Annotated in this window: 25 protein-coding genes; 16 read left to right on the forward strand and 9 right to left on the reverse strand. The window is 54.0% G+C overall.

All coding sequences use genetic code 11. The features are described from left to right. Positions 1-160: 160 nt before the first annotated feature. The gene (gene moaD, locus WA318_RS11970; protein ID WP_114097310.1) at positions 161-412 is read right to left on the reverse strand and encodes a molybdopterin converting factor subunit 1; all 252 of its coding nucleotides are present in this window, start codon (positions 410-412) and stop codon (positions 161-163) included. Between the two features lie 237 nt (positions 413-649). Here moaD and WA318_RS11975 point away from each other — a divergent pair, with 237 nt between their 5' ends. From WA318_RS11975 to WA318_RS11990, 4 genes are all read left to right on the forward strand, one after another. Further along, on the forward strand, positions 650-1,651 hold the full coding sequence (locus WA318_RS11975) for a sialic acid TRAP transporter substrate-binding protein SiaP (protein ID WP_336081327.1): 1,002 nt from the start codon (positions 650-652) through the stop codon (positions 1,649-1,651). 77 nt (positions 1,652-1,728) lie between these two features. Beyond that, positions 1,729-2,253 (forward strand): TRAP transporter small permease, encoded by a 525-nt coding sequence (locus tag WA318_RS11980; RefSeq protein WP_114097308.1) that lies wholly within the window; start codon positions 1,729-1,731, stop codon positions 2,251-2,253. Next, on the forward strand, positions 2,250-3,551 hold the full coding sequence (locus WA318_RS11985; protein WP_114097307.1) for a TRAP transporter large permease: 1,302 nt from the start codon (positions 2,250-2,252) through the stop codon (positions 3,549-3,551). Before WA318_RS11980 ends, WA318_RS11985 begins: the two co-directional genes overlap by 4 nt. A gap of 10 nt (positions 3,552-3,561) precedes the next feature. Beyond that, positions 3,562-4,014 carry a type II 3-dehydroquinate dehydratase gene (locus WA318_RS11990; protein WP_336081329.1) on the forward strand — a complete coding sequence of 151 codons (453 nt, stop codon included), beginning with the start codon at positions 3,562-3,564 and terminating at the stop codon, positions 4,012-4,014. Here the strand turns inward: WA318_RS11990 and WA318_RS11995 are convergent. Beyond that, positions 4,011-4,697: a GntR family transcriptional regulator gene (locus tag WA318_RS11995; RefSeq protein ID WP_336081330.1), complete on the reverse strand. Its 687-nt coding sequence runs from the start codon at positions 4,695-4,697 to the stop codon at positions 4,011-4,013. The two genes, WA318_RS11990 and WA318_RS11995, sit on opposite strands and share 4 nt — an antisense overlap. A 174-nt stretch (positions 4,698-4,871) precedes the next feature. Further along, entirely contained in the window at positions 4,872-5,816 is a 945-nt protein-coding gene (locus tag WA318_RS12000) for a LysR family transcriptional regulator (protein WP_258548640.1), read from the reverse strand. Between the two features lie 175 nt (positions 5,817-5,991). On the opposite strand from WA318_RS12000, the gene WA318_RS12005 reads away from it, so the two are divergent. From WA318_RS12005 to WA318_RS12050, 10 genes are all read left to right on the forward strand, one after another. Then, on the forward strand, positions 5,992-6,864 hold the full coding sequence (locus tag WA318_RS12005; protein WP_336081331.1) for an ABC transporter permease: 873 nt from the start codon (positions 5,992-5,994) through the stop codon (positions 6,862-6,864). A gap of 15 nt (positions 6,865-6,879) precedes the next feature. Continuing rightward, the gene (locus WA318_RS12010) at positions 6,880-7,695 is read left to right on the forward strand and encodes an ABC transporter permease (RefSeq protein ID WP_114097518.1); all 816 of its coding nucleotides are present in this window, start codon (positions 6,880-6,882) and stop codon (positions 7,693-7,695) included. Between the two features lie 111 nt (positions 7,696-7,806). Beyond that, the gene (locus WA318_RS12015; protein WP_336081332.1) at positions 7,807-8,961 is read left to right on the forward strand and encodes an ABC transporter substrate-binding protein; all 1,155 of its coding nucleotides are present in this window, start codon (positions 7,807-7,809) and stop codon (positions 8,959-8,961) included. Between the two features lie 110 nt (positions 8,962-9,071). Next, positions 9,072-10,169, forward strand: a complete 1,098-nt coding sequence (locus WA318_RS12020) for an ABC transporter ATP-binding protein (RefSeq protein WP_114097302.1) — start codon at positions 9,072-9,074, stop codon at positions 10,167-10,169. A 35-nt stretch (positions 10,170-10,204) separates the two neighbouring features. Beyond that, complete coding sequence (locus WA318_RS12025; protein ID WP_336081335.1) at positions 10,205-11,581, forward strand: aminotransferase family protein; 1,377 nt, start codon at positions 10,205-10,207, stop codon at positions 11,579-11,581. After that, positions 11,578-12,507: a 3-keto-5-aminohexanoate cleavage protein gene (locus WA318_RS12030; RefSeq protein ID WP_336081337.1), complete on the forward strand. Its 930-nt coding sequence runs from the start codon at positions 11,578-11,580 to the stop codon at positions 12,505-12,507. The genes WA318_RS12025 and WA318_RS12030 overlap by 4 nt, the downstream gene beginning before the upstream one ends. Positions 12,508-12,574: 67 nt before the next feature. Beyond that, positions 12,575-13,633: a histone deacetylase family protein gene (locus WA318_RS12035; RefSeq protein WP_336081339.1), complete on the forward strand. Its 1,059-nt coding sequence runs from the start codon at positions 12,575-12,577 to the stop codon at positions 13,631-13,633. Then, positions 13,630-14,775: an NAD(P)/FAD-dependent oxidoreductase gene (locus WA318_RS12040; RefSeq protein ID WP_336081341.1), complete on the forward strand. Its 1,146-nt coding sequence runs from the start codon at positions 13,630-13,632 to the stop codon at positions 14,773-14,775. Before WA318_RS12035 ends, WA318_RS12040 begins: the two co-directional genes overlap by 4 nt. A 51-nt stretch (positions 14,776-14,826) precedes the next feature. Then, on the forward strand, positions 14,827-16,113 hold the full coding sequence (locus WA318_RS12045; RefSeq protein ID WP_336081343.1) for a M20 family metallopeptidase: 1,287 nt from the start codon (positions 14,827-14,829) through the stop codon (positions 16,111-16,113). A gap of 42 nt (positions 16,114-16,155) precedes the next feature. Then, complete coding sequence (locus WA318_RS12050) at positions 16,156-16,503, forward strand: RidA family protein (protein ID WP_336081345.1); 348 nt, start codon at positions 16,156-16,158, stop codon at positions 16,501-16,503. 66 nt (positions 16,504-16,569) lie between these two features. Here the strand turns inward: WA318_RS12050 and WA318_RS12055 are convergent, their stop codons facing one another. Then, complete coding sequence (locus WA318_RS12055; protein WP_336081347.1) at positions 16,570-17,802, reverse strand: bifunctional alpha/beta hydrolase/OsmC family protein; 1,233 nt, start codon at positions 17,800-17,802, stop codon at positions 16,570-16,572. Positions 17,803-17,902: 100 nt separating this feature from the next. On the opposite strand from WA318_RS12055, the gene WA318_RS12060 reads away from it, so the two are divergent. Continuing rightward, positions 17,903-18,415, forward strand: a complete 513-nt coding sequence (locus WA318_RS12060; RefSeq protein WP_336081350.1) for a GNAT family N-acetyltransferase — start codon at positions 17,903-17,905, stop codon at positions 18,413-18,415. A 57-nt stretch (positions 18,416-18,472) separates the two neighbouring features. Here WA318_RS12060 and WA318_RS12065 read toward each other — a convergent pair whose 3' ends face one another. From WA318_RS12065 to WA318_RS12075, 3 genes are all read right to left on the reverse strand, one after another. Beyond that, on the reverse strand, positions 18,473-18,970 hold the full coding sequence (locus tag WA318_RS12065; protein WP_114097294.1) for a thioesterase family protein: 498 nt from the start codon (positions 18,968-18,970) through the stop codon (positions 18,473-18,475). Continuing rightward, positions 18,967-19,908: an ornithine cyclodeaminase family protein gene (locus tag WA318_RS12070; protein WP_336081353.1), complete on the reverse strand. Its 942-nt coding sequence runs from the start codon at positions 19,906-19,908 to the stop codon at positions 18,967-18,969. The genes WA318_RS12065 and WA318_RS12070 overlap by 4 nt, the downstream gene beginning before the upstream one ends. Positions 19,909-20,033: 125 nt before the next feature. Beyond that, a complete protein-coding gene (locus tag WA318_RS12075) occupies positions 20,034-20,885 on the reverse strand; it encodes an alpha/beta hydrolase (RefSeq protein ID WP_114097292.1) in 852 nt (283 codons plus the stop codon). Positions 20,886-21,083: 198 nt separating this feature from the next. On the opposite strand from WA318_RS12075, the gene WA318_RS12080 reads away from it, so the two are divergent. Beyond that, positions 21,084-21,575 carry a hypothetical protein gene (locus WA318_RS12080; RefSeq protein WP_336081356.1) on the forward strand — a complete coding sequence of 164 codons (492 nt, stop codon included), beginning with the start codon at positions 21,084-21,086 and terminating at the stop codon, positions 21,573-21,575. Positions 21,576-21,608: 33 nt separating this feature from the next. Here WA318_RS12080 and WA318_RS12085 read toward each other — a convergent pair whose 3' ends face one another. Together WA318_RS12085 and WA318_RS12090 are read right to left on the reverse strand one after the other, a co-directional pair. Further along, entirely contained in the window at positions 21,609-22,679 is a 1,071-nt protein-coding gene (locus WA318_RS12085) for a D-TA family PLP-dependent enzyme (RefSeq protein ID WP_336081357.1), read from the reverse strand. Positions 22,680-22,734: 55 nt separating this feature from the next. Further along, positions 22,735-24,204, reverse strand: a complete 1,470-nt coding sequence (locus WA318_RS12090) for a M81 family metallopeptidase (protein ID WP_336081360.1) — start codon at positions 24,202-24,204, stop codon at positions 22,735-22,737. Positions 24,205-24,247 lie beyond the last annotated feature (43 nt).

A 24,247-nucleotide genomic window follows, 5' to 3' on the forward strand; every position in this document is an offset into this window, starting at 1 on the left:
CCATGATCATCACCCGCCTTTGATGCGAATGCAATCACCCAAAACAAAATCCCGGTCGGTGAACAAACACTGACCGGGATCGAAATTCGATTATCGTGAAATCTTCTGCCGATTAACCGCATCGCGATGCGCGGTATCTTTATTTGTATGACAAATAAAATCAGCCACCGGTCACGGGCGGGAACAGGGCAATCTCGCTGGCTTTGGTGACATCGGCATCAGGCGTTGAATATTCCTGATCCACCGCGACCCGGATGATGGCGGGATCGGCAAGCGCATCCGCAAAGTTCGCCCCCCGCCCCGGAAGCCAGACAAGAAGGTCTTCGACGGTTTTAACATCATCGGGAAGATCAATGTCTTCCTCGCCAAAACCGATGCGGTCCTTGACCCACGAAAAATAGACCAGTTTCATTTGCAATCCTGATGACTGATTTGAGTTTGGCCCATGCTTGCGCAATCACTGCCAAGACGCAAGCCCCCAAAACCCAGATCAATCCACCGCAACGCTGTCTATCCACCTCGCCAAAAGCCCTTAGGGGGGCATGCGGCAGCTTGCATCTTGATAGGTTCTAATTTTTCACATATATAATAAGAATCACCTTACAAAAGTGATAGTGTCTTATAATTAATGCATCTAGGGAGGCAAGAGATGACACGTAAGATCACCCGTCGTTGGGCGCTGGCAACAGGTCTGGCCGCAATCGGAACTATGGCACTGCTTGGATTTGGAAATCCGGCGGTTGCCCAAGACAAGACACAGCTGCGTTTTTCTGCCGTTTTCTCGGAACAAGACATTCGCGCTGACATGATGAAGCAGTTTTCGTCAGCACTTGGTGACAAGTATAATGTTGAACTGTATTACGGCGGCAACCTGTTCAAGCAGACCACCGAGATTCTTGCGATCCAGCGCGGGAACCTTGAAATGGGGAACGTATCCCCGCAGGACATCGCAACGCAGGTTCCGGCATTTTCCATCCTCAGCTCGGCATATCTGTTCCGTGATGCGGATCATATGCGGAAATTCTTTGCCAGCGATGCTGGCACTGAAATGAAGAAAATGGCCGAAGATCAACTGGGTATTCACATCCTTGGCCCGACCTATTTTGGCACACGTCAGGTCGGCCTGCGGACAGATCAGAAAATCAACACCCCGGCAGATATGGGCGACATCAAACTGCGCATGCCCGGAGGTGATGCATGGCAGTTTCTGGGCAAGGCACTGGGTGCCAACCCGACCCCGATGGCCTATGCAGAGGTTTACACCGGCCTTCAGACCGGTGCCATTGACGGTCAGGACAACCCGCTGCCAAACGTTGAAAACATGAAGTTCTATGAAGTCATGAAGCAAATCGCCCTGACTTCGCATCTGGTTGCTTATGACTTGCTCGTCGTGTCATCCAAGGTTTGGGATGGATTAAGTGCCGACGAACAGGCGGCCTTCCAGAAAGCAGCGGATGACGCCATCAACTGGAGTCAGGAACAGCACCTTGCCCGCGAGCAGAAACTTGCGGACTTCTTCAAGGAACAGGGCCTCGAAATTTATACTCCGGACGTTGCTGCATTCCGTGCCCACGCACAGAAAATGTATCTGGATTCCGATCTTTCCAAAGACTGGCCGGAAGGCATGCTTGATCGCATCAACGCGATGTAAGTTTTCCTAACCGTTCATCCACTCCAAAACCGTGCGCAGGGAAGCTTTCCCTGTGCACGCAAACCGGAATTCAAGACATGTCTGACAGGATCAGAATGATCGGCGCCTGGCTCCATCGTCGAGCAGAGAACATTGCCGCCTTGATGCTTGCCATCATGTTTGGCGCCTTCATTGTCCAGGTCGCCTTTCGATACTTGCTGAACTTTCCGATTGGTGGCGCATCCGAACTCACCATCATCATGTGGCTCTGGATTGTTCTCTGGGGTGCTGCCTTTGTTCTGCGTGAAAGAGACGAGATACGCTTTGACATAGTCTATAGCGCAGTGCCCGCAAAAGTTCGCCGTGTGATGACCGTTTTGTCGGCACTGGCCTTGCTGTTTCTTTATGGGGTGTCTTTCCCTGCGACGTGGGATTTCGTGACCTTCATGAAAATTCAGGACACGTCATATCTTGATATCCGTTTCGACTGGCTATTCTCGATCTACCTGATTTTCGCCGTTGCCATTCTGGTTCGGTATGTGTGGATTTTGATTACTGCGTTACGCGGGCAAAACACCTCTGAAAACCCGGCACACCTTTCCGATACGGATACCCATTCATGAGTTTCGTTGATCCCTTTGCGCTTTGCGTCATTTCGATTGTGTGCCTTTGCCTTCTGGGCCTGCCCATCGGGCATGCGATGATTGCCTCTTCTATTCTGTATCTGATGGTCTCCGGACTGGATATGGGGACAGCATCAGAGCAACTGCTCAATGGCATGTTTTCGAGCTATATTCTGCTAGCTGTGCCTTTGTTCATTCTTGCCGCCGAGCTGATGAATTCGGGCAGCATGACTGTTCGCCTGCTTGCTTTTTGTAACGCTGTCGTTGGTCGTTTCCCGGGTGGTCTGGCGTTGGTCAACGTCGTTCAAAGCATCATTTTCGCCGGCATGTCCGGCTCTGCCATCGCGGATGCTGCTGGCACGGGTAAAATGATGCAACGCATGATGACCGAGGATAACAAGTATCCGCCAGCATTTGCCGCCGCACTGACAGCCGCATCTGCTGTCATCGGTCCGATTATTCCGCCATCCATTCCGATGGTTGTCTATGCGCTCGTTTCCGATGCATCGATTGGATATCTGTTTCTGGCGGGTGTCATTCCCGGCGTTATTATGGGGCTTTTTCAGGCCGGTTACATCGTAACATCCGCCCGTCGGCGCAAGTTCCCGATCGAATCTCCTGTCCCGCTAAAAGAGTTACCCAAGGTTACGCTAAATGCCTTTCCGGCCTTGTTGATGCCGGTTGTTCTGCTGGGCGGGATTTACGGCGGCATTACCACCCCGACAGAAGCCGCCGCGATTGCAGCTCTTTACGCATTGCTGGTTTCGACAATCCTTTATCGCAGCGTAAACCTGAGCGCCCTTTATCATTCGCTTCTTTCAAGTGCGCGCACAACGACATCAATCGGCATGCTGATCGCCGGGGCGATGGTGTTTAACTATGTCGTGACTGTTGAAAATATCCCATCAAGCCTCAGCACATGGCTGGGCGGCTTTGACCTTTCACCAATGGCATTCCTTTTGATGGTGAATGCCATCCTGCTTGTCCTTGGCTGTCTGCTGGAAGGGACGACCATTCTTCTTGTGATTGTCCCTGTCTTCATTCCAACTGCAAACATGCTTGGTGTTGATCTGGTTCATTTCGGTGTGATCTGCGTGATCAACATCATGATTGGCCTGATCACCCCGCCGTATGGATTGCTGCTGTTCGTGATGACGGCAATTTCAAATCGTCCGCTGCGTGAAATTTCCCGCGAAATATTCCCGTTCCTGATCGCAATGCTCGGCGCATTGCTGTTGTTTACTCTGGTGCCCGAGATTGCGCTCTGGCTTCCCAGAGCATTTGGCTACAAAGGTTAAGAGGACCACCATGTCTAAGCCCATTTTTGTTTTAAACGGCCCCAATCTTAACCGGCTCGGTCGTCGTGAACCGGAAGTTTATGGTTACACGACCCTGGCCGACGTGGAAAAAATGTGCCGCGCTGCGGCTGGCGATACACCGCTTGAGTTTCGCCAAAGCAACTCCGAAACCCAGCTTATCGAGTGGATACATGAGGCAACCGACACGGCATCGGGCCTGCTTTTCAACCCAGCCGCCTATACGTTCACGTCGATGGCGATCATGGATGCGTTGAAGATGTTTTCCGGTCCGGTAATTGAATTGCACATTACCAATATTCACCGTCGCGAAGAGATGTATCACCATTCGCTGATGTCGGGCGTTGTCACAGCAGTGATCGCCGGACTTGGTGCCAAGGGCTATCCGACTGCTATCGGCGCGCTCAAGGAAATGATCGCAGAACAGGAAGCAATCCCCGCCTAGGCGGGGATTTTTCCTGTGCCAAGAACGTGATTAAGACCACTTTCAACATGGCTGGTCAGAAGCTTTACCGCAGCTTCGACATCGCGTTCGATGACAAGATCACGCAACTTTGCATGTTCATCAGCGGCTGGCTTGCCACGGAAGTCCAGAACCAGCATATGATAGCGCAGAAACCGGTCAAAGGCCGTTGAATGGGCCGCCATCATCGCAGGTGACTGGCATGCCGAAATGGTCGCATGGTGAAACTCCCAATCCTGCTGAACCCATTGTTCCACCTGACTGAGATCACCTTCGATCAGCTTGGTTTCAACCACTTTAAGCATATGATGCGAAGAAACAACGCGCGCTTCCCATTGCAGGTCACCTGTTGCAATAGACTGTCGCAAGGCATGGGTTTCGAGCAACAGACGCAGTCCCGCAATATCACGAAGCCCCGCCTCGGAAACGCCTGTTACCTCAAATCCGCGCTGGCCCTCGGCAATTACAAATTCCTCGGCCGCGAGCCGGTTCAAAATTTCGCGAAGGGTTGGAACCGCTACTCCGTACTCCGCCTTGAGCTTTTCAAGTTTAAGCTTTTGCCCCGGAGCCAATTTTCCCCGGATGATATCGGATCGGATGTTACGAAAAGCGACTTCACCAACGGTTTCGTTTTCGCGTGCGACGAAAAATGATTTTTGTTTCATAGATGCAAGTTTCTCAGACTGCTTATTAACTTAGCTCTTTAATCTTTTACCAGACAATCATAAAAATATAAGATAAATTTATCAAAATGCATTTTTTGACGATAACCTTCTGTTATACATTATTATTTTATGTCTCAAGATGCCATTGTATGAGGAAAATCCACGGCAGGCCCCTTATGGATAGACAAAATATCCATCAGGGGCATGTGACAGGCGTGCGGTCAGGTTATCGATGAAGAACCGTTCTGCCCGGCTCAGCGACATGCGCGGATTGGTGACCAGATAGATGTCAATCGCCGGTGGCGCATCATAGGGCGGCAAGCGCCACAGCTGTCCGCGTTCGGTCGCGTTCTGCACCACATGGATCGGCAGCGGCCCGATGCCCAGTCCGGCATTGATCAGACGACGGACCTCTTCAAGGTGCGGGCTGACAGCAACGACCTTGCCGCGCATGCCTTCCTGTGCGCGCAAGATGGCGACCGGGGCCAATGCATCGGTAAGCTGATCGGTGGAAAATGAAACAAAAGCCTCGCTGCGCAGATCGGCAAGTGTCAGGTTCTCCTTGCCAAACAAATGATGGCTGGGCCCACAGAAGAAGCCAAAATGTTCGCGGTAAAGCTTGCGATATTCCAGTCGCGGATGCTGCTCCTTGACCAGACAGATGCCAAAGCTCGCCTGCTGTGAGAGAACCTGATCAACAACATGCATCGAGGTTGCAACATTGATTTCATAGGTCACCTCGGGGTGCGCACGGTTGAAATCGAACAGCGCATCGTCAAGCGGCGGAAACACCACGTGACTGGCCAGCCAGAGATGCAAGTGACCGGTCAACTGACTGCCGCTATCAGACATCACATCAGATAAACGGCCAATCGCCCCGCAGATTTCACGACATTCGTGATAGAGTGCCAGTCCCTGTTCGGTGACTTCGAACCGGCCACGTTCCCGGTCAATCAAACGCGCGCCAATCTGATCTTCAAGCCGTTTAAGCGCATTGCTGACACTTGGCTGACGCAGCAAAAGCCGGTTGGCGGCCCCTGTGATCGAGCGTTCTTCGACAATCACGGTAAAGGTATGCAACAGGTTCCAGTCAAACTGGCGACGCATAAGTTCATTCATCACAATCCCCCGGCTGCTGCCATGTTCAACCCATCCCATAGTTATTGGCTATGGGATCTATTCTACTTATCTATTTGCGCTATGTGCAAGTCTGGGGTGGAATGGTGCCTGCAAATATTTCAACGGCCAAATAACCACGCACGGCATCGCCGGAGCACAATAACGGGAGGCATAAATGGCCGCAGATATCGCCGGGACGCGTCGCGCGCCCTGGATACTGTTATCGCCATCGCTGGCAACAGTCGGGCTGCTTTTGATCATCCCGATGCTGTTTATTGTCGTCTATTCGTTCTGGTTACGCACAGCGACCGGTGCGGATCAGGTCGGCTTTTATCTTGATAACTGGATAGAGGTCCTTGGCGACCGGTTCTATCGCGATATTCTGTTTCAGACCTTTGCCATTGCCTTTTACACCACAGTGATCTGTGCACTGGTGGGGTATATCCCGGCCTATTTCGTTGCCAATACGCCAATGAAATCCAAGGCATTTCTGCTTTTGATGCTGATGCTGCCCTTCTGGATCAGCTACATCATCCGCACCATGTCATGGATCAACATTCTGGGCACATCGGGCGCGCTTAATACCGTGATGCTGTCGATTGGCATCATCGATGAGCCGATCCAGATGCTTTATAATCAGACCACGGTTGTGCTGGGGCTTGTGCATTATCTGCTACCTTTCATGATCCTGAATGTCTATGTCAGCCTTGATGGTATCGACAAGAACCTGACGGAAGCGGCCCAAAGTCTTGGCTGCACAGGGTTTCAGGCCTTCCGCGAAGTGACCTTGCCACTGTCGCTGCCCGGCCTGGCAGCGGGATCGCTTCTGTGCTTCGTGCTGGCGGCAGGCACCTATATCACCCCGATTGTTCTGGGCGGTCCGCGTGATGCGATGTTTGCCAATCTGGTGTTCGAGGCCATCGTCACCCAGTTGAACTGGCCGCTTGGATCGGCACTTTCACTCGTCCTTCTGGCCCTTCTGGGGGCGCTGGTCGTCATTTACACCCGCTATCTCGGCATCGATCAGATCGCCAAGAGCTTCAAATAAGGGAGGTATATGACAATGTCCGGCTGGTCGATGATCCGAATTGCCACCATCCTTGTTTATCTGTTCCTGTTTGCGCCGGTTGCCGTGGTGATCCTTCTGGCATTCAACGCCAATCAGTTTGGCGGATTTCCAATCGAGGGGTTTTCTCTGCGCTGGTTCGAAGCGCTTTGGAACAATGACGCCATTGTGCGCGCGTTTAAAACGTCCCTGTTGCTGGGTTTTCTGACCAGTGCAGTGTCAACGACGCTTGGCACGCTGGCGGCTCTTGCGATGGTGCGCTATGACTTCCCGGGAAAACGGACGATTTCGACCCTTCTGGTTGCGCCGATCCTGATCCCGGAAGTTGTTCTGGCTGTTGCCTTGCTGCTTTTCCTGCAGGCATTGTCGATGCCCAAAAGCTTTGGCCTGCTTCTGATGGGGCATGTTGTCTTTACCCTGCCCTTCGTGGTGCTTGTGGTACAGGCGCGACTGGTGTCCATCCGGCGCGATGTCGAAGAAGCCGCCATGAGCCTTGGCGCAACGCCAATTCAGACATTCTTTGAAATCACCCTGCCGCTGATGATGCCAGCGGTGATGGCCGGGATGCTATTTTCCTTCACGATTTCATTTGATGACATCACCGGCACCCTGTTCTGGAAACCGGGCGGTGTTGAAACCGTGCCAACCCAGATTTTTGCCATGCTGCGCAATTCCATCAGCCCCGAAATCAATGCCCTTGGCGCTGTGATGGTGATCTTCACCGTCGCCCTGCCCCTTGTCGCGGCATCAATTGCGCGCGTGATGGCGATGCGCAAATTGCGCGCATCAAACCGCAAGACACAGATTGCCTAGACCAAGCTTTGAATATCGCGGGAAACCGCCAAAACCAATAACAAGACCAAAAGACCAACGACCAAGAACAAAACCGATAACGGAATAAATTGTTTTATCAGGAGGCCTTAAATGGACGATACGAAACGCTATGAACGCCTGCTTAATCGCTACCGCGATGGTGATATCAGCCGCCGTACTTTTCTGACCGCTCTTGGCGCTGCCGGTGTTGTTGCCGGTGTCACCGGCGGCCCGATGGGGATGCTCGCACGCAAGGCGCATGCTGCCACCCCGGAACAGGTTCGCTTTGACGGTTGGGGTGGCGTTGTTTCCGAGGCATTCGAAAAATACGCCTTTGCACCATATACCCAGAAAACCGGTATCAAGGTTGTTTCGGGCACCTTTGGCGGGGCTGACGAATATATCGCACGCGTCAAGGCAGGCCAGCCGGGCGAATTCAACCTTGCCCACCTTTCGGGCGTGTTTGACTATGCCCGTTATCATGGTCTCGAACTGACTTCGGAACTCAACGAAGCCAATATTCCGAACCTTCAAAACGTGATTCCAAGCCTGATCGAGCCGCTTCGTAAAATCACCGGCGGCACGATTTCGGCCGTGCCATATGATTACGGCACCACGGGCATTGCCTATAACCGCAAATATATCAGCGACGACGAAGCCAAGGCCAAGGGTGCCAAGCTGATGGTCGATGAAGCCTATAAAGGCAAGATCGGCGGTTGGGGTGAATGGAAAACCCGTATCTGGTACGGCGCGCTTCAGTCTGATCAGGACCCGAACAATATCAAGGACATTGACGCGGTTTGGGACATGATCCGTTCGCACCGTGATCTGGCGCTTAAATATTGGAGCTCAGGCGCGGAACTGATGAGCCTTCTGGCCGAAGAAGAAATCTATGTTACCGAAGGCTGGTCTGGCCGCATCAAGGCACTTCAGGATCAGGGCCATGACATTGGCTATCTTGATCCGGCTGGTGGTCTTGGCTGGCAGGAATGTCTGTTTGTGCTGCGTGGCAGCCCGATGGCGGCCTGTGAAGAGCTTCTGAACTTCATGCTGGAGCCGGAAGTCGCGATTGCGGTTGCCGAAGGCCAGAGCTATCCGCCGGCCCTTGACCCGCAGAAGGTTGAACTTGGCAAAGTCATCCCGGCACTGCCGGCGTTCGATCCAAAGGGCACGCTCGAATCACTCAGCTTCTTTGATCCGGCCTACTGGAACGAGAACGAAGCCGACTGGTCGAAAACCTTCTCACGTGTGCAGCGCGGTTACTAATCCCGCCTTGCGCACCTGATCCTGTGTCCTGGCCTTCGCACAACCGGCCAGGACACATTTGCCCAACCTTTTTGGGCGGGCACCTTTATTCTGACAGGGTATTAAACACAATGGCAGACACATCCAACGCCGTTGAACTTCAAAATGTCGTCAAGCGGTACGGGGAATTCACGGCGGTCAAACGCATGGACCTGACCGTGCCCGATAACAGCTTTGTCACCTTTCTCGGCCCGTCGGGCTGTGGCAAAACCACGACATTGCGCATGATCGCGGGTCTGACCGATATTACCGAAGGCGATTTGATGATCCGGGGCAAACGGGTCAACAGCCTGCCGATCCACAAGCGCAATCTTGGTCTTGTGTTTCAGAACTATGCCCTGTTCCCGCACAAGACGATTTTTGACAACATCGCCTTTGGCCTGAAATATCGCAAAGTCGCCAAGGCCGACATCGCAAAGAAGGTCAATCAGGCACTTGATCTGGTGCAGCTTCCCCATGTTGCGGAACGTTATCCCAATCAGCTTTCCGGTGGTCAGCAACAGCGCATTGCGCTGGCGCGTGCCATTGTGATCGAACCCGATGTTTTGCTGCTTGATGAACCCCTTTCGGCCCTTGATGCCAACCTGCGCGAAGAAATGCGGGTCGAGCTCAAACGCATTCAGCGTGAACTGGGCGTTGCCACCGTATTTGTTACCCATGATCAGTCCGAAGCATTGGCGATGTCTGACAAGCTGGTTGTCATGAATAACGGCATTGTCGAGCAGGAAGGCGCACCGCAGGATGTTTACAACAATCCCGCATCAGCATTTGTTGCCGACTTCCTTGGCCATTCCAACATTATCCCGGCAAACCTTGGCAGCCCGGATGCAGGTTTCACGCGTGTCAGCCTTAAAAGTGGCGAGACACTTCTGACCACGACCGAGCAAACCGCCAAGGCCAATGGGTCCAAAGATGTGCGTGCCGTCGTGCGCGCGGAAAAAATTGAACTGTCTGATCAAAATGGCTCCGGTGACGGCGTTATCGCTATTCCCGGCAAGATCAAAACAGTCGATTATCTTGGCCAGCAGGCCCGTTATTTCGTCGAGGCCAATGGCCGCGACTGGCAGGTCATCAACCCGATTGATGCCCGCCCCCATCAGGAAGGTGCCGATATCTATATGCATATCGCGGCACGTAATTGTGTGTTGTTGCCCGGTCATCAGGACTAAGGATCACTGATACCGGTTCAGGAGAGCCACCATAAATGACGCATGATATCAAAAGCCCGGTCGGTCATAACCGGGAGTCCCGTCTGTTCTATCAAAGCCGGTCGCGTCGTCCGCTGATCGACCGTGCCGAAGGCGTTTACATGTGGGACGTCGATGGCAAACGCTATATCGATGCATCCAGCGGGGCGATGGTCAGCAATATCGGCCATAGCGACCCGCGCGTGATTACCGCAATGAATGCCCAGCTTGAAAAGGCAAGCTTCGCCTATCGCCTGCATTTCGAAAATGATGCGGCCGAAAACCTTGCCTGGCGACTGGCAGAACGGGCACCGGGCGATCTTGAACGGGTATTCTTTGTTTCGGGTGGGTCAGAGGCGGTTGAAAGCTGCATCAAGCTTGCCCGTCAATATGCACTGGCCAAAGGTCAGGCACAGCGTACCAAGATCATCTCGCGGTTCCCGAGCTATCATGGATCGACCCTTGGCGCACTGGCCCTGACCGGCTATACGCCGATGCATGCGCCATTCGCCCCGATGATGGTGGATCAGCCAAAAATCCCCGCACCGACCTGTTATCTGGATCGTGATGATCTGTCCGATCATGATCGCGGCATCAAATATGCCAATATGCTGGAAGCCGAGATCATCAAACAGGGCCCGGAAACCGTTCTTGGTTTCATCATGGAACCGGTGGGCGGGGCTGCGACCGGGGCACTTGTTGCCCCTGATAGTTACTATGGCCGCATTCGCGAGATTTGCGATCAATACGGCATTCTTCTGATCTATGACGAGGTCATGACCGGGGCCGGTCGTACCGGTAAATATTTTGCCTGCGAACATTGGGGCATCACGCCTGATATCCTTGCCGTGTCAAAGGGACTGGCAGCAGGTTATGCCCCGCTGGGTGCGATGATTGCGCCAGATCGCATTGTTGGCCCGGTTCTGGATCATGGCGGGTTTATCCATGGTTACACCTATGCCGGTAATCCGCTGGCCTGTGCGGCGGGCAATGCGGTTCTTGATGTGATTGACGAAGACGGCCTGCTTGAAAATGCAGCCGCCAGCGGTGCGGCATTGAAGGCCGAACTTTCCAAGCTATCGGACGAATTCACCATGATCGGTGATGTGCGCGGCAAGGGATTGTTGCTGGCGGTCGAGCTCGTCAAGAATCGCACATCCATGGAGCCGATTGATCCCAAGCATATGGCGGCTGCCCGTCTGGTCGACATTGCCTATGACAAGGGGCTGATCATTTACTGGCGTCGCACACGCGGCGGATATCGCGGCGACCATGTCATGGTCTGCCCGCCCATGACGATCAAGCCCGAACAGTTCGACGACATTCTGGTGCCGCTGCGCGCCGCCCTTGTCGAACTTCAGGACGAACTTGCCACCGCCGGAGCGTTTTCATGAGCCGCAAAGTTATCATCACCTGCGCGGTGACCGGATCGGTGCATACACCATCCATGAGCCCGCATCTGCCCATCACCCCGGACGAGATCGCACAGCAGGCCATTGATGCGGCCAATGCCGGGGCCTCGATCCTGCATCTGCATGCCCGTGACCCGCAGACCGGATTTCCAAGTCCCGAACCGGATCTGTTCATGGAATTCCTGCCCAGGATCAAGGCCGCAACCGATGCGGTAATCAACATATCGACCGGCGGCGGCATGACCATGACAGTCAAGGACCGCATTCGTGCGGCCCGTCATGCTGCGCCGGAAATGGCATCGCTGAATATGGGCACGATGAATTTCGGCCTGTTCCCGGCGCTTGCCAGTCGCACGGACTGGAAACATGACTGGGAGCCGGAGTTTCTTGAAAACAGCCGCGACTTTGTTTTCAAGAACACGTTTTCGGACATTGAGACCATTCTGGCCGATCTGGGCGAAGCCAACGGCACGCGGTTCGAGTTTGAATGCTATGACGTCGGCCATCTTTATACCCTTGCCCATTTTGTCGACCGGGGTCTGATCAAGGGGCCGATCTTTATCCAGTTTGTGCTGGGCGTTCTGGGCGGCATCGGGGCTGATCCCGACAACCTTGCCCATCTGAAACGCACTGCCGACAAGCTGTTTGGTGACCAGTACCATTTCTCGGTTCTGGGGGCTGGTCGTCATCAGATGCCGCTTGCCAGCATGGCAGCCGCCATGGGTGGCAATGTCCGGGTCGGGCTTGAAGACAATCTATATCTGCGCAAGGGCGAACTTGCGCCCGACAACGCATCCCAGGTTCGCAAAATTCGCGAAGTTCTGGACGGGTTGTCACTTGAAATCGCAACCCCCGACGAGGCGCGCGCGATTTTGGGACTGAAAGGTGCCGACAAGGTCGCCTTTTAGTTCGACACAAAACTGAAGACACAAAGCCACAACCGTTTGACCACGCACAAAGTGAAAGGCGGCAGCGATGATGCATGCCTATTTCTCAGACGATCAGTTACGTCATCACGGCAAGACATTCATTGTCGCAGGTGAGAAAAAGCCGATCCCCGAAGTCCCCGAACGCGCCGATATTCTGCGCACGGCGGTATCGCGGCTGGGCCTTGAACTTCGCGCGCCCGATGATGCCGGTATGGCACCGATTGCCGCCATTCACGATGAGCAATATCTGGACTTTCTGCAAACCATCTATCGGGAATGGCGTGAGGCGGGCGGATCGGAACTGGTGATCCCCAATATCCATCCGTTTGACCGCAATGGCCCCTACCCGCGCCACCATACGGGCAAGGCCGGTTTTCATTTGGGCGATACGTCCTGTCCGGTATTGGAAACCACCTGGCATTCGGCCTATGCCAGTGCCCAGACCGCGATTTCAGCCGCCCGCCACGTCCGCGACAAGGGCGCGCATGCGGCCTATGCCCTGTGTCGCCCACCCGGCCATCACGCGAGTGGCAATATCGCCGGTGGATTTTGCTATCTGAACAACAGCGCAATTGCCGCACAGGAGCTGCGTGCGAAATATGACCGGGTGGCGATCCTTGATGTTGATCTGCATCACGGCAATGGTACGCAGCATATCTTCTATGACCGCGCCGATGTCATGACCCTTTCGATCCATGCTGATCCCATGGATTTCTATCCGTTTTTCTGGGGCCATGAAGTGGAGGTCGGTGAAAATGCTGGCATCGGGTTCAACAAGAACTATCCCCTGCCACTGGGCAGCGGCGATGCGGTATTTCTCGAAGCACTTGATCGCGCCATGGCAGCGATTGACGATTTCGGGGCGGACGCGGTTGTGGTTGCGCTTGGTCTTGATGCGTCACGTGATGATCCGTTCGGCGGGCTTGCTGTCAGCCCCGATGGTTTTTCGAAAATCGGCGAAAAAATTGGCACCCTTACCTGCCCAACCGTGATAGTGCAGGAAGGTGGTTATGTCAGTTCCACGCTGGCAGAAAACCTGTATCAATTCCTTAGCGCCTTTGGCGTCACCAACAAGAACACCACGTTATCAGAAGGCCCCAAATGACCCATTCAGACATCCTGATTATTGGCGGCGGCATTGCCGGTATGTCGGCTGCATATTTTCTGGCAAAGGCGGGAAAATCCGTCACGGTTCTCGAACGCGAAGATCAGCCGGGCTATCACAGCACCGGTCGTTCCGCCGCCCTTTATAGCGAGACCTATGGCCCCAAGATCATTCGCAAGATGTCAACCGCCAGCCGGGACTTCTTTTTGAACCCGCCAGCCGGTTTCACCGAAAACCCGATCCTGACCCCACGCGGGATCGTGATGTATGCAGCCCCGGGCGAAGAAGCCGAACTGGATGCACTGATTTCCGAAGGACGCGCCAACGGGGCCACTTTCACAGAATTAAGCCCCGCGGAACTTAAGGAAATCGTTCCGATCCTTAATATTGATCTGATTGGCAAGGGCGCCCATGAAACCGATGCCATGGACATCGATGTTCACGCGCTACATTGGGGCTTTATCCGTCAGTTCAAAGCCAATGGCGGAACGCTTGTCACCAAGGCCGACGTGCAATCAATCACCAAGGCCGATGGAAAATGGCAGGTCACGCTTGCCAACGGTTCGGTTTATGGGGGGGATATCGTTGTGAATGCCGCAGGCGCATGGGCCGATGACATCGCAACCAAGGCTGGTGTCAAACCGCTTGGCATCGTTCCCAAGCGCAGAACGGCCGTAATGATTGATGCCCCGGCAGATATCAACATCCATGGAATGCCCATGGTCGCAGCCCTTGATGAGTCCCTTTACTTCAAGGAAGACGCCGGTCGTTTGCTGGTATCGCCAGCCGATAAGACACCGACCGAACCCCATGATGTTCAGCCCGAAGAACTTGATATCGCCATTGCCATTGACCGCCTGATGACGGCGACCAACGTTGTTGTGCGTCGGCCCGGTGAATCCTGGGCCGGACTGCGCAGCTTCTTTGCCGATGGTGATCCGGTTTCCGGCTTTGATGCGGACGAAAACGGGTTTTACTGGCTTGCCGGTCAGGGCGGCTATGGCATTCAGACGGCACCCGCCATGGGTGAATATGCCGCAAGCCTGATTTGTGGCGATGGCGTCCCGCCCCATATGGATAAGCTTGGCGTGACCAAGGATGCCCTTTCGGCCACCCGACTGACCCTTGCCACTGGCAAATGATGACGACACAGGCAATCGGCTACCATGCCTTGCCTGAACGGAGAAGACACTATGACCGGTTTTGATCGCGCCGCCCTTCGCAAGGCCGTAGCAGAGCGTACATCTGCGGCGGTTGATGATCTTTGCGCGCTGGTGCGTCACGACAGCCTTCTGGGCAACGAAGCATCGGCGCAGGACTGGATCGCCGAACAGTTTGCCAAAATGGGACTGGATGTCGAACGCGTCACAATCGATATCGAAGCCCTGCGGGATCAACCCGGCTTCTCCCCGCCCGTAATCGAAAATTATGACGGGCGCGAAAATGTGGTTGGCCTGCATCGACCGCAAAACCCGACGGGAAGAAGTCTGATCCTCAACGGACATATGGATGTTGTACCGACCGGACCGGTTGAACAATGGCGTCGCGGACCGTTTGATCCGTATGTTGATGGTGACTGGCTTTATGGGCGCGGTGCGGGCGACATGAAGGCCGGTATCATTGCATATTGCCATGCCCTTCAGGCCCTGCACGATATCGGGCTTGAACCCGCTGCCCCGGTTACCCTGCAATCGGTGATCGAGGAAGAATGTACCGGCAATGGTGCGCTTGCCTGTCTTCATGCCGGATATCATGCCGATTGTGCAATCATCCCCGAACCGTTTAACCAGACACTTATGACCGCACAGCTTGGCGTGATGTGGTTCCAGATCCATGTTTCGGGAAGCCCCGCCCATGTTCTTGATACCTCAGCCGGAAGCAACGCCATTGAAGCCGCATTTGGCTTCTTTGAAGTCCTTAAGGAGGTCGAGGATATCTGGAATCATCCGACGGACCGGCATTGTGCATACGGGGCGCATGTTCACCCCGTGAACTTCAACCTTGGCAAGATCGAGGGCGGCGAATGGGCATCAACCGTACCGCCGGTTTGCACGGCTGATATCCGGGTTGGTTTCTATCCGGGGATGGAGCTTGAAAAAGTGCGCGAAACCATCGAGGCGGTGAAACAAAGCGCGCTTGATAATCATCCGTCCTGCAGGGGTGCCAAGATCGAGATCACCTATCGCGGTTTTCAGGCCGAAGGATGCGAAATGGATGTCAATCATCCGATGATGACGATGATTGGCGACATCCATCAGGAAGTCACCGGAAACGCGATCAAAAACTATGCCTCGACCGCGACCACGGATGCCCGTTTTTTCCAGATTTACGGTAACATTCCGGCAACCTGTTATGGCCCAAAAGCCGAACGAATTCACGGCATTGACGAACGGGTTTCAATTGCATCCATGATGGAAGTTACCGAAGTGCTTGCCCTGTTCATTGCTGACTGGTGCGGCGTGCAAAAGCGTGGTAGCTAAACCCGAATAAATTATTCAATTTTGTCACCAAAGGAGAGCTTCATGAGCGTTCAACGTTTCCACACCGGCCCGCGTATGAGCCAGGCCGTTGTTCATGGCAACACCATCTATCTTGCTGGTCAGGTCGGCGAACCGGGCAGCGACGTTACCAACCAGACCAAAGAATGCTTGGCAAAGGTAGACGCGCTTCTGGCCGAATGCGGTTCGAGCAAGGAAAACATCCTGTCGACCACCATCTGGCTGGCTGACATGAAAGATTTCGCCGCAATGAACGAAATCTGGGACGCATGGGTTCCGCAGGGTCACACCCCGGCACGTGCATGCGGCGAAGCAAAGCTTGCCACCCCGGATTACCTTGTTGAGTTCATCGTGGTTGCGGCAAAACCGTAATCTGATCGATATCATCACAAAACGCCCGGCATATGGAATGTATGCCGGGCGTTTTTGTTTTCGCACTCAGGCCGAATGTTCCTGTGTCACAATCACGGAACTGGCTTCAAGTGTTCTGTGAACCGGGCATTTATCGGCAATTTCAAGAAGCCTTGTGCGCACGTCATCGGTGAAATCGCCATGAAGCGTAATCAGGCGTTCAAACCGATCAATCTTGCCCGACTTCGACACCGGTTTTTCCGCGCATTCTGCACAGTCTTCGGCGTGGACTTTTTCGTGACGGACTTCAACCCGGACACTATCAAGCGGGATCTGCTTCTGATCGGCGTAAAGTCGCAGCGTCATTACCGTGCAGGAACCAAGAGCGGCTGACAGAAAATCATAGGGTGACGGGCCGCTGTCAAAGCCACCGACATTTTCCGGTTCATCGGCAATCATGCGATGCTGCCCGGCAATCACCATCGACTGGAATTTGCCAAGGCCGGTCTCGCGCACGACCACACCTTCGGCCTCTTCCGGCTGCTCGGGCGTATCGTCGGGAAGATAGCGTTTCGCCCATGCCGCAATGACATTTGCTGCATATTCGGCGTCATCGGGATTGCGCAAAAGATGGTCGGCACTATCAAGCGAGACATAGCTTTTGGGATGTTTGGCCGCATCATAAATCCGCCCGGCATTTTCGATCCCGACGGTCTGATCCATTGGCGCGTGGAGCACCAGCAACGCCTTGTGCAATTTGCCAACTGCGGCTTCGACACTGTGATGACGCAGATCTTCGACAAACTGGCGCTTGATCACAAAGGGTCGCCCGCCGAGTGATACCTCCGCCTGCCCGTCGCGTTCGATATCATCAAGATAACCATCAAAATTATGCGTCACATGTTCGACATCGGCAGGTGCGGCAATAGTTGCCACGGCGGTTGCTTCGGGCACGCTATCGGCAACGGCCAGAACCGCCGCCCCGCCCAGTGAATGGCCGATCAGAAGTCTGGGGGGCGCAAATTCATGCCGCATAAAATCCGCCGCGCGCCGCAGGTCTTCAAGGTTGGAGGTGAAATTGGTCGACGAGAAATCCCCGCCCGAACCGCCAAGCCCGGTAAAATCAAACCGCAACACACCAATCCCCTGCAAGGTCAGGGACTGGGCGATTTTGCGTGCCGCGGTTAAATCCTTGCTACAGGTGAAACAATGGGCAAACAGCGCATAGGCCCGCACGGGTCCCACCGGCAAATCCAGCCTTGCGGCCAGTTCGGCCCCATGGGCACCTTCGAATGTCAGTTTAATGGGCTTGACCGGCATTGATCTCTCCGTGTCTGCAAACCGAAAAACGGCTTTGATTACATGGAATTCACGGTAAAGTTCTGAACGTCTTTTTCCACCATAACAAGCGCCCCACATCATGACCATTCTTGAAACACCGCGCACAATCCTGCGCGAAGCCACCCATGACGACGCCCCGTTCATTCTGCAACTGCTCAACGAGCCGGGATGGATCCGTTTTATCGGTGATCGCAACATCCACGACCTTCAGGCCGCACGCGATTACATTGATCTGCGCTTTCGCGAGAATTATGAAAAGCTTGGCTTTGGAATGTGCGTTGCGCTGGAAAAGGAAACACAAAGCCCGATTGGACTGATCGGCTTTGTCAAACGCGATACCCTTGATGCGCCTGATATCGGTTATGCCGTGACGGAGCCCCATCAGGGCAAGGGATACGCCTATGAAGTCTGTTCCGCGCTGCTTGATCACGGCTGGAACGTCTATGGTTTTGACAAGGTTTACGGGTATTGCCTGCCCGATAATGGCCCGTCCATTCACATGCTTGAAAAGCTGGGCCTGACATTTTTACGGGATCAGGATGTCAATCAGTCGGGTGAAATGTGCCGACTTTATATGGCAAGCCGTCCCTAGGCCGGTACATTTCGCAAAAAGAAAACCCCGCATCCATCCGATGCGGGGTTTATCATTTTACTTGCGGCGGATGCCGATCTTGCGCCCTACACCGGACGGGATCGGAAGATCAGCATGGGCTTCCCTGATCTTGTTGAGTGTCGCCATGATATCGTCGGGGAACGGGGCCGACCGGCGTTCCGTCATATTGATATGCATGGTGATGATTTCGTTGGTTGATGCCAGCCAGCCTTCGGTGCCATGACGCATTTCGTGATACATGTGAACACGCTTCTGGTCGCAATCGAGTACACGGGTGTGAATGACAAACGGTTCATCCTGATGAATTTCCCGGTCATAGGTCACATGCATTTCAAGGGCAAAGGTCGATCCATTGCGCTGTTCGGGATAGTTCAAGCCCATACCCACCGCATTCAGGAACGCCATGGACCCCAGATCGAATGCAACCACGTAATATCCGACATTCATATGGCCGTTAAAATCAATCCATTCCGGTTTGATGGTTCCGCGAAATACTTCGAGCGGTTCTTTGGCAAACAGATCCTTGCTGATCATTTTTCAACCGCCTTGACTACAGCAACAGCGGCAAAGAAATCTTCCAGCGAATGCCCGACGGATTTAAACACCGTGCATTCGCCATCGGTTTCACGCCCTTTGACTTCACCACGGGTCAGGCCAAACAGATCACCGATGATATCGGACTTGGTGATTGCACCGCTTTTGATTGCCTGAACGACGTCTCCGCCTTCGGCGCTGGCCCCTTCGAAGCTGTCGACATAGATGCGCGATTTCGCCATGACGGCATCATCACTTTCACGCATGGTCGGCTTGAACGCGCCCACCAGATCGACATGGGTGCCATCACGCAGCCAGTCACCGCGTACCAGCGGCTCGGTCGAAAGGGTCGCACATGAAATCAGGTCTGCGGACTTGCAGGCGGTTTCAAGATCATCGGTTCCCGACGCATTGAAACCAAGTTCGGCGATCTCGGCGGCAAGTTTCGTCGCCTTGTCGGCATTGCGGTTCCAGATCGTGACATTTTTGATCGGACGCACCGACGCATGAGCCTTGATCAATTGCGGGGCCATGGCACCTGAACCGACCATGACCATATCCGTCGCATCCTGGCGCGCCAGATAGTCAGCCGCCAGCGCCGATGCCGCCGCCGTGCGGCGCGTGGTCAGCTTGGTGCCATCGAGAACAGCAGACGGCTGTCCGGTGACCGCATCAAGCAGCACATAGGTTCCCGAAACCGCCGGAAGATTGCGTGCAGAATTCCCCGGCACAACAGCGGCGATTTTAACACCCGCTGCCCCGTCTTTTTGCCAGGCTGGCATGATCAGGAAAGTCGCATCATCCTCGTTACTGCGTTCCATGTTGAAATGACTGCGCAACGGCGCTTCGCAGCCTTGTGCAAAACCGTCACGAAGGGCTTCAACCAGATCACGGGGCGATACAAATTTGTCGATATCTTCGGCAGTAACGAAACGCATGGGCCTTCCTGTAGAATTATTTGTGTTTCAGTATGGTAGCGGACATTTTTTATATCACGTCAGACTGCCCGCGTCACAGGAAGTGCGATGGTTTTTCATGCTGTTTTTAGGTGATTTTCCGTGATTTACGGTTGCAGGAACCGCTTGAGATGCCCAAACAACGAACCGGTACCCAAAAACACTTCTTCAAGCACGGTAAAGTGGTTCGCCCCCCAGGCCTTATAGACAGGAACCTTGTGCCCGGCACTTCCGCAATAGGCGGCATAGGCATCACTTTGGCGCACGAATTCCGGGCTTTCATTGCCGCCGACAATGACCATCATATGCACATCCATCGGCACAGCATCAAGCATCGGGGAATTATCGGCAGCCGATGCTTCATCAAGACGAATATCATCATTCAGACTGGTGTGACGGATCGGCTCAAGATCAAAAACACCCGAAATCGGAATCACAGCCGAAAACGGCGTCGCATCGCCAAGTGTTTCTTCCCAGTCATGGGTGGCAAGGCGCGCGACAATCTGCCCGCCTGCTGAATGGCCAGAGATCGAGATATTGTCCCGATCCCCGTTAAAATCTTCGACATTGCGATAGACATAGTCGATGCAACGCACGGCTTCCTCGGTGATATCGGCCACCGTGACATCAGGACAAAGATCATAGTTCGGGCAAATCACCGTAAACCCGGCCGCCACCAGATCACGGGCGACAAAGGCATAATCCTTTTTGTCCTGACTGCGCCAGTATCCGCCATGGAAGAAGATATGAACCGGGGCACCGGGATCGGATGCCATGAAAACATCCATGGTTTCCTTGGGTCCGTCACCGAACCGGACATCAATTTTGCCGCCCAACTGTGCGCGGGTTTCACCGGACAGTTTCACAAACCGTTCGAAATGCGTCATGAATTCCGGCACGGTTTCGCGCGGATTATATTGCCATTCAAGTTCAGCTGATGTGAAACCACCCCAAGCCATCGGCACCTCGGATTTTATGGGTTAGATCTGTATACGATCTGATCTTCAATACCGATCTTTCTTCAATTTTTCCCTGTTTGCAATCACTTCGCATCGGGGATGCGTATTTTTACGCGTTTGCTTCTTCTGTGATTGAACCGCCATCGCCGGGATGCGAAAATGGGCTAAATCATTTTTATATCAACCGGATAGACAGCAATGCGCCCCACCGATCAAAGCCCGTTTCCGCCATCTGATACCGACCGCAATCAAATATGGGAAATGCTGGTTCCGCGCGATATTGCGGCCTTCGTTGCCGCCGACTGGTCGATGGTCGAAGATGATTTCAAGGCAGATGGGTTTTATGCGATTGATGCCTGTAAATCCGATAACCCTGATGACTGGGAAATGATGTTTCCCGATCTTGGGGCCTATCGCGATGAATGGCTGCGCCAGGCGATCGAAGCGCAAAAAATCGCGTTTGCCGAAGACCTTTATACGGGTGTATTTCGCGCAACCAGACTTGAAAAAATCGACATTACCGGCAACCGCGCATTGGTCCGCAAACATTTCAACGGGCGCATCAAAAAAGCAGACGGCACAGAAGACCGTCTGCTTTGGAAAACCCATTATTACTGCGAAAAGCAGGATGACGGGAAATGGCTGATCACCGGTTTCACCGGCTATCTGCCCAATCACGACCCGGCGTGACCGCCGGGCCTTCCCGCGATATGGATTGTTTGGTTACAAAACCTTGCCGCGTGCGGTGACATCGACCGTTGAGATCACGTCCCCACGCACCAGATGCACCTGATCAAGCATATTGCTGACCACGCAGACATGGTTGGGGATGATTTCGATCCGCTCGCCGATTTCAAACGGGCTCAGATCGGCCTCGAAATGCAGGATGCCGTGTTCTTCGGAAAGACCGACCACATTGACCTCGGGATGGCCAACGACACAGCCATATCCCTCAAGACCCAGAAGATCGGAAGTCAGAACCTTTGATCCCGCGTCAATGATTGCACGTCCGGGTACCGGGAGTGAAACCACCTCGGCCAGAACACGAAGTGCACAATCATCCTCGCCACAGACCTCACGCGCCATCAATGACCGGTCGTTATAGATATAGGTGCCAATACGATGTTCGGTGACGTTCGATACTTCGTGGGCCTTCCACATATCGGGCGTCCCGCCCGAACTTCTGATCGGGCAGTCAATCCCGACCGCGTCGAGCTTGGCCATGGCATCGCCAAAGAACCCGCCAACTTTCGGTCCACCACCGGCCGCCGGATAGGTCATCAGACCGGCAAAGGCAATGCCCGGAAGGGATTGGATCTTTTGTGCAAGAACCACTGCTGCATCGGAGCTTTGCACACCACAACGTCCGCCGCCGGTATCACATTCAATCAGGATTTCCAGCGGCTTGGCACTGTCAGAAAAGGCACGCGACAGGCCTTCGATGACGGCCTCGTTATCGGCAACAACACGAAGTGTTTTGATCCGGTCAAACAAGGAACGCAGACGGGCAAGCTTGCGTTCACCCAACACATTATAGGTCAGAAGAATGTCATCCAGTCCGGCATCGGCCATGATTTCGGCCTCGCCAATTTTCTGACAGGTAATTCCCCTGGCCCCGGCATCGATTTGCTGTTTGGCAAAGGCCGGGATCTTGTGGGTCTTGATATGCGGGCGCAGCGCAATGCCGTGCTTGTCGCAATAGGCCTGATAGGCATTTACGTTACGATCGACCGTATCAAGATTGATCACCGCGCAAGGCGTATCAAGTTGGGGATATTGCGGTGAACGGGTCATGAAAAACGTCCTTTGATTTTCGGTGGTGACGCGAAGGGGCGATGGCAATCAACAATCAGCTGGCCTTTTGGGCAAACGGATCATCGACAATCGGCCAAAGCGGACGTTTGACATGACGGTATCCATTGGTTTTCGGATCCGACGGATAAGGACCATGCACATCAATATAGATGATCTCGCCCGCGATTTTGGCGAAGGCATCGTAGAAGTGATTGGTCGATTTGATAAACAAATATTTTTTTGATTTCGGATCGATCCCCATATTCGAAAACAGGCTGGGATCGAAACTTTGCGACCGGTTGGTATTGAGGATCACCTCACCCCCGCCCGGAAGAACGATCACCGCACAATCGCCAAGCGGCACAATGCTTTCGCCGAAATACTGCCAGGCATTGCGTTCAAGCTTCTTGACCGTGACCTCGGCGTCAATCGGGGCTCCGGCATGGGCACCGGTTTTACCGCCAAAGCGCAGCGGCAATGTCGCGCCCTCGCCCGCAGAAAAACAGGTCTTTACCGCCATCGGGTCCCAAAGCGTGCCAAAGGCATAATCAGAAAGCCCGCGTTCCATCACCGCGCGCAGTAAAATCGTGCTGTCGCCCGGTACGCCTCCGCCCGGATTATCCCAGACATCGGTTAGCACAATCGGTTTGGCGTCCGACGCCAATGCCTGATCAAGGGCGGCTTCGGGTTTAAGGAATGTCGGCCGGGTGGCCCCACGGAAACCAAACAACTCAACCCCCAGGTCTCGTGCAATCTGTTTGGCTTCCGCAGGGTTATTGTTGGTGGTGACAATGACCTTGGCACCAAGGTCGGGCACGTCACCGGCCATAAAGCCGTGAATGAAGGAAACCGATAAAATATCGCCCGTCCCTTCCATATCCTTTGCCCGGTCAATAAAGGACCGCATCGGTTCACGCGATGTCGGCAGGACTTCGATCATATGGCAATCAAAGACTGCCTTGGTCGGCATGATTTCACCACGCAGCGTGCGCAAAACAAGATCAACCACCGCACGCCCGGTTTCGACGAAATCGGTATGGGGGAATTCCTTGAAGGCGACGATGATGTCGGCATTATCGACACGCAATGCAGTCAGATGGCTATGCGGGTCAAAGCTGGTGCCGATCACAACTTCCGGACCAACAAGCGCGCGAATGCGTGAAATAAGATCGCCCTCGCAATCAAGATAATCCTGCGCAACCATCGCGCCATGCAAGCCAAGGATCACGCCATCAACCGGCATGGCCGCGCGGAGCTGCCCCAGAACTTCGTCGCGAAGCTGTTCATAGGTTTCGCGACTTACAAGCCCGCCGGGTTCAGCCCAGGTTGCAGTGCCTTCGATCAGGTCCCAGCCTTCCTTTGCGGCACGAAGGCGACCTTCGGTAAAGACGGCACTGCACAGCGTCGGGGTTACCGGATGCTGACCAGGCGGCGCGTAAAAGCTTTCCTGAAAATCGGAAAAATCGGTTCTTAAAGGTGAAAATGTATTGGTCTCGGTTGCAATCGAGGCGCAAAAAATCCGCATGGCCCGTGCCTTTGTTATTGGTCTTTTGATATCAGCTAATGAA

Origin of the sequence: Thalassospira sp. CH_XMU1448-2 (genome assembly GCF_037027285.1) — a bacterium.
Taxonomy (GTDB): domain Bacteria; phylum Pseudomonadota; class Alphaproteobacteria; order Rhodospirillales; family Thalassospiraceae; genus Thalassospira; species Thalassospira profundimaris_C.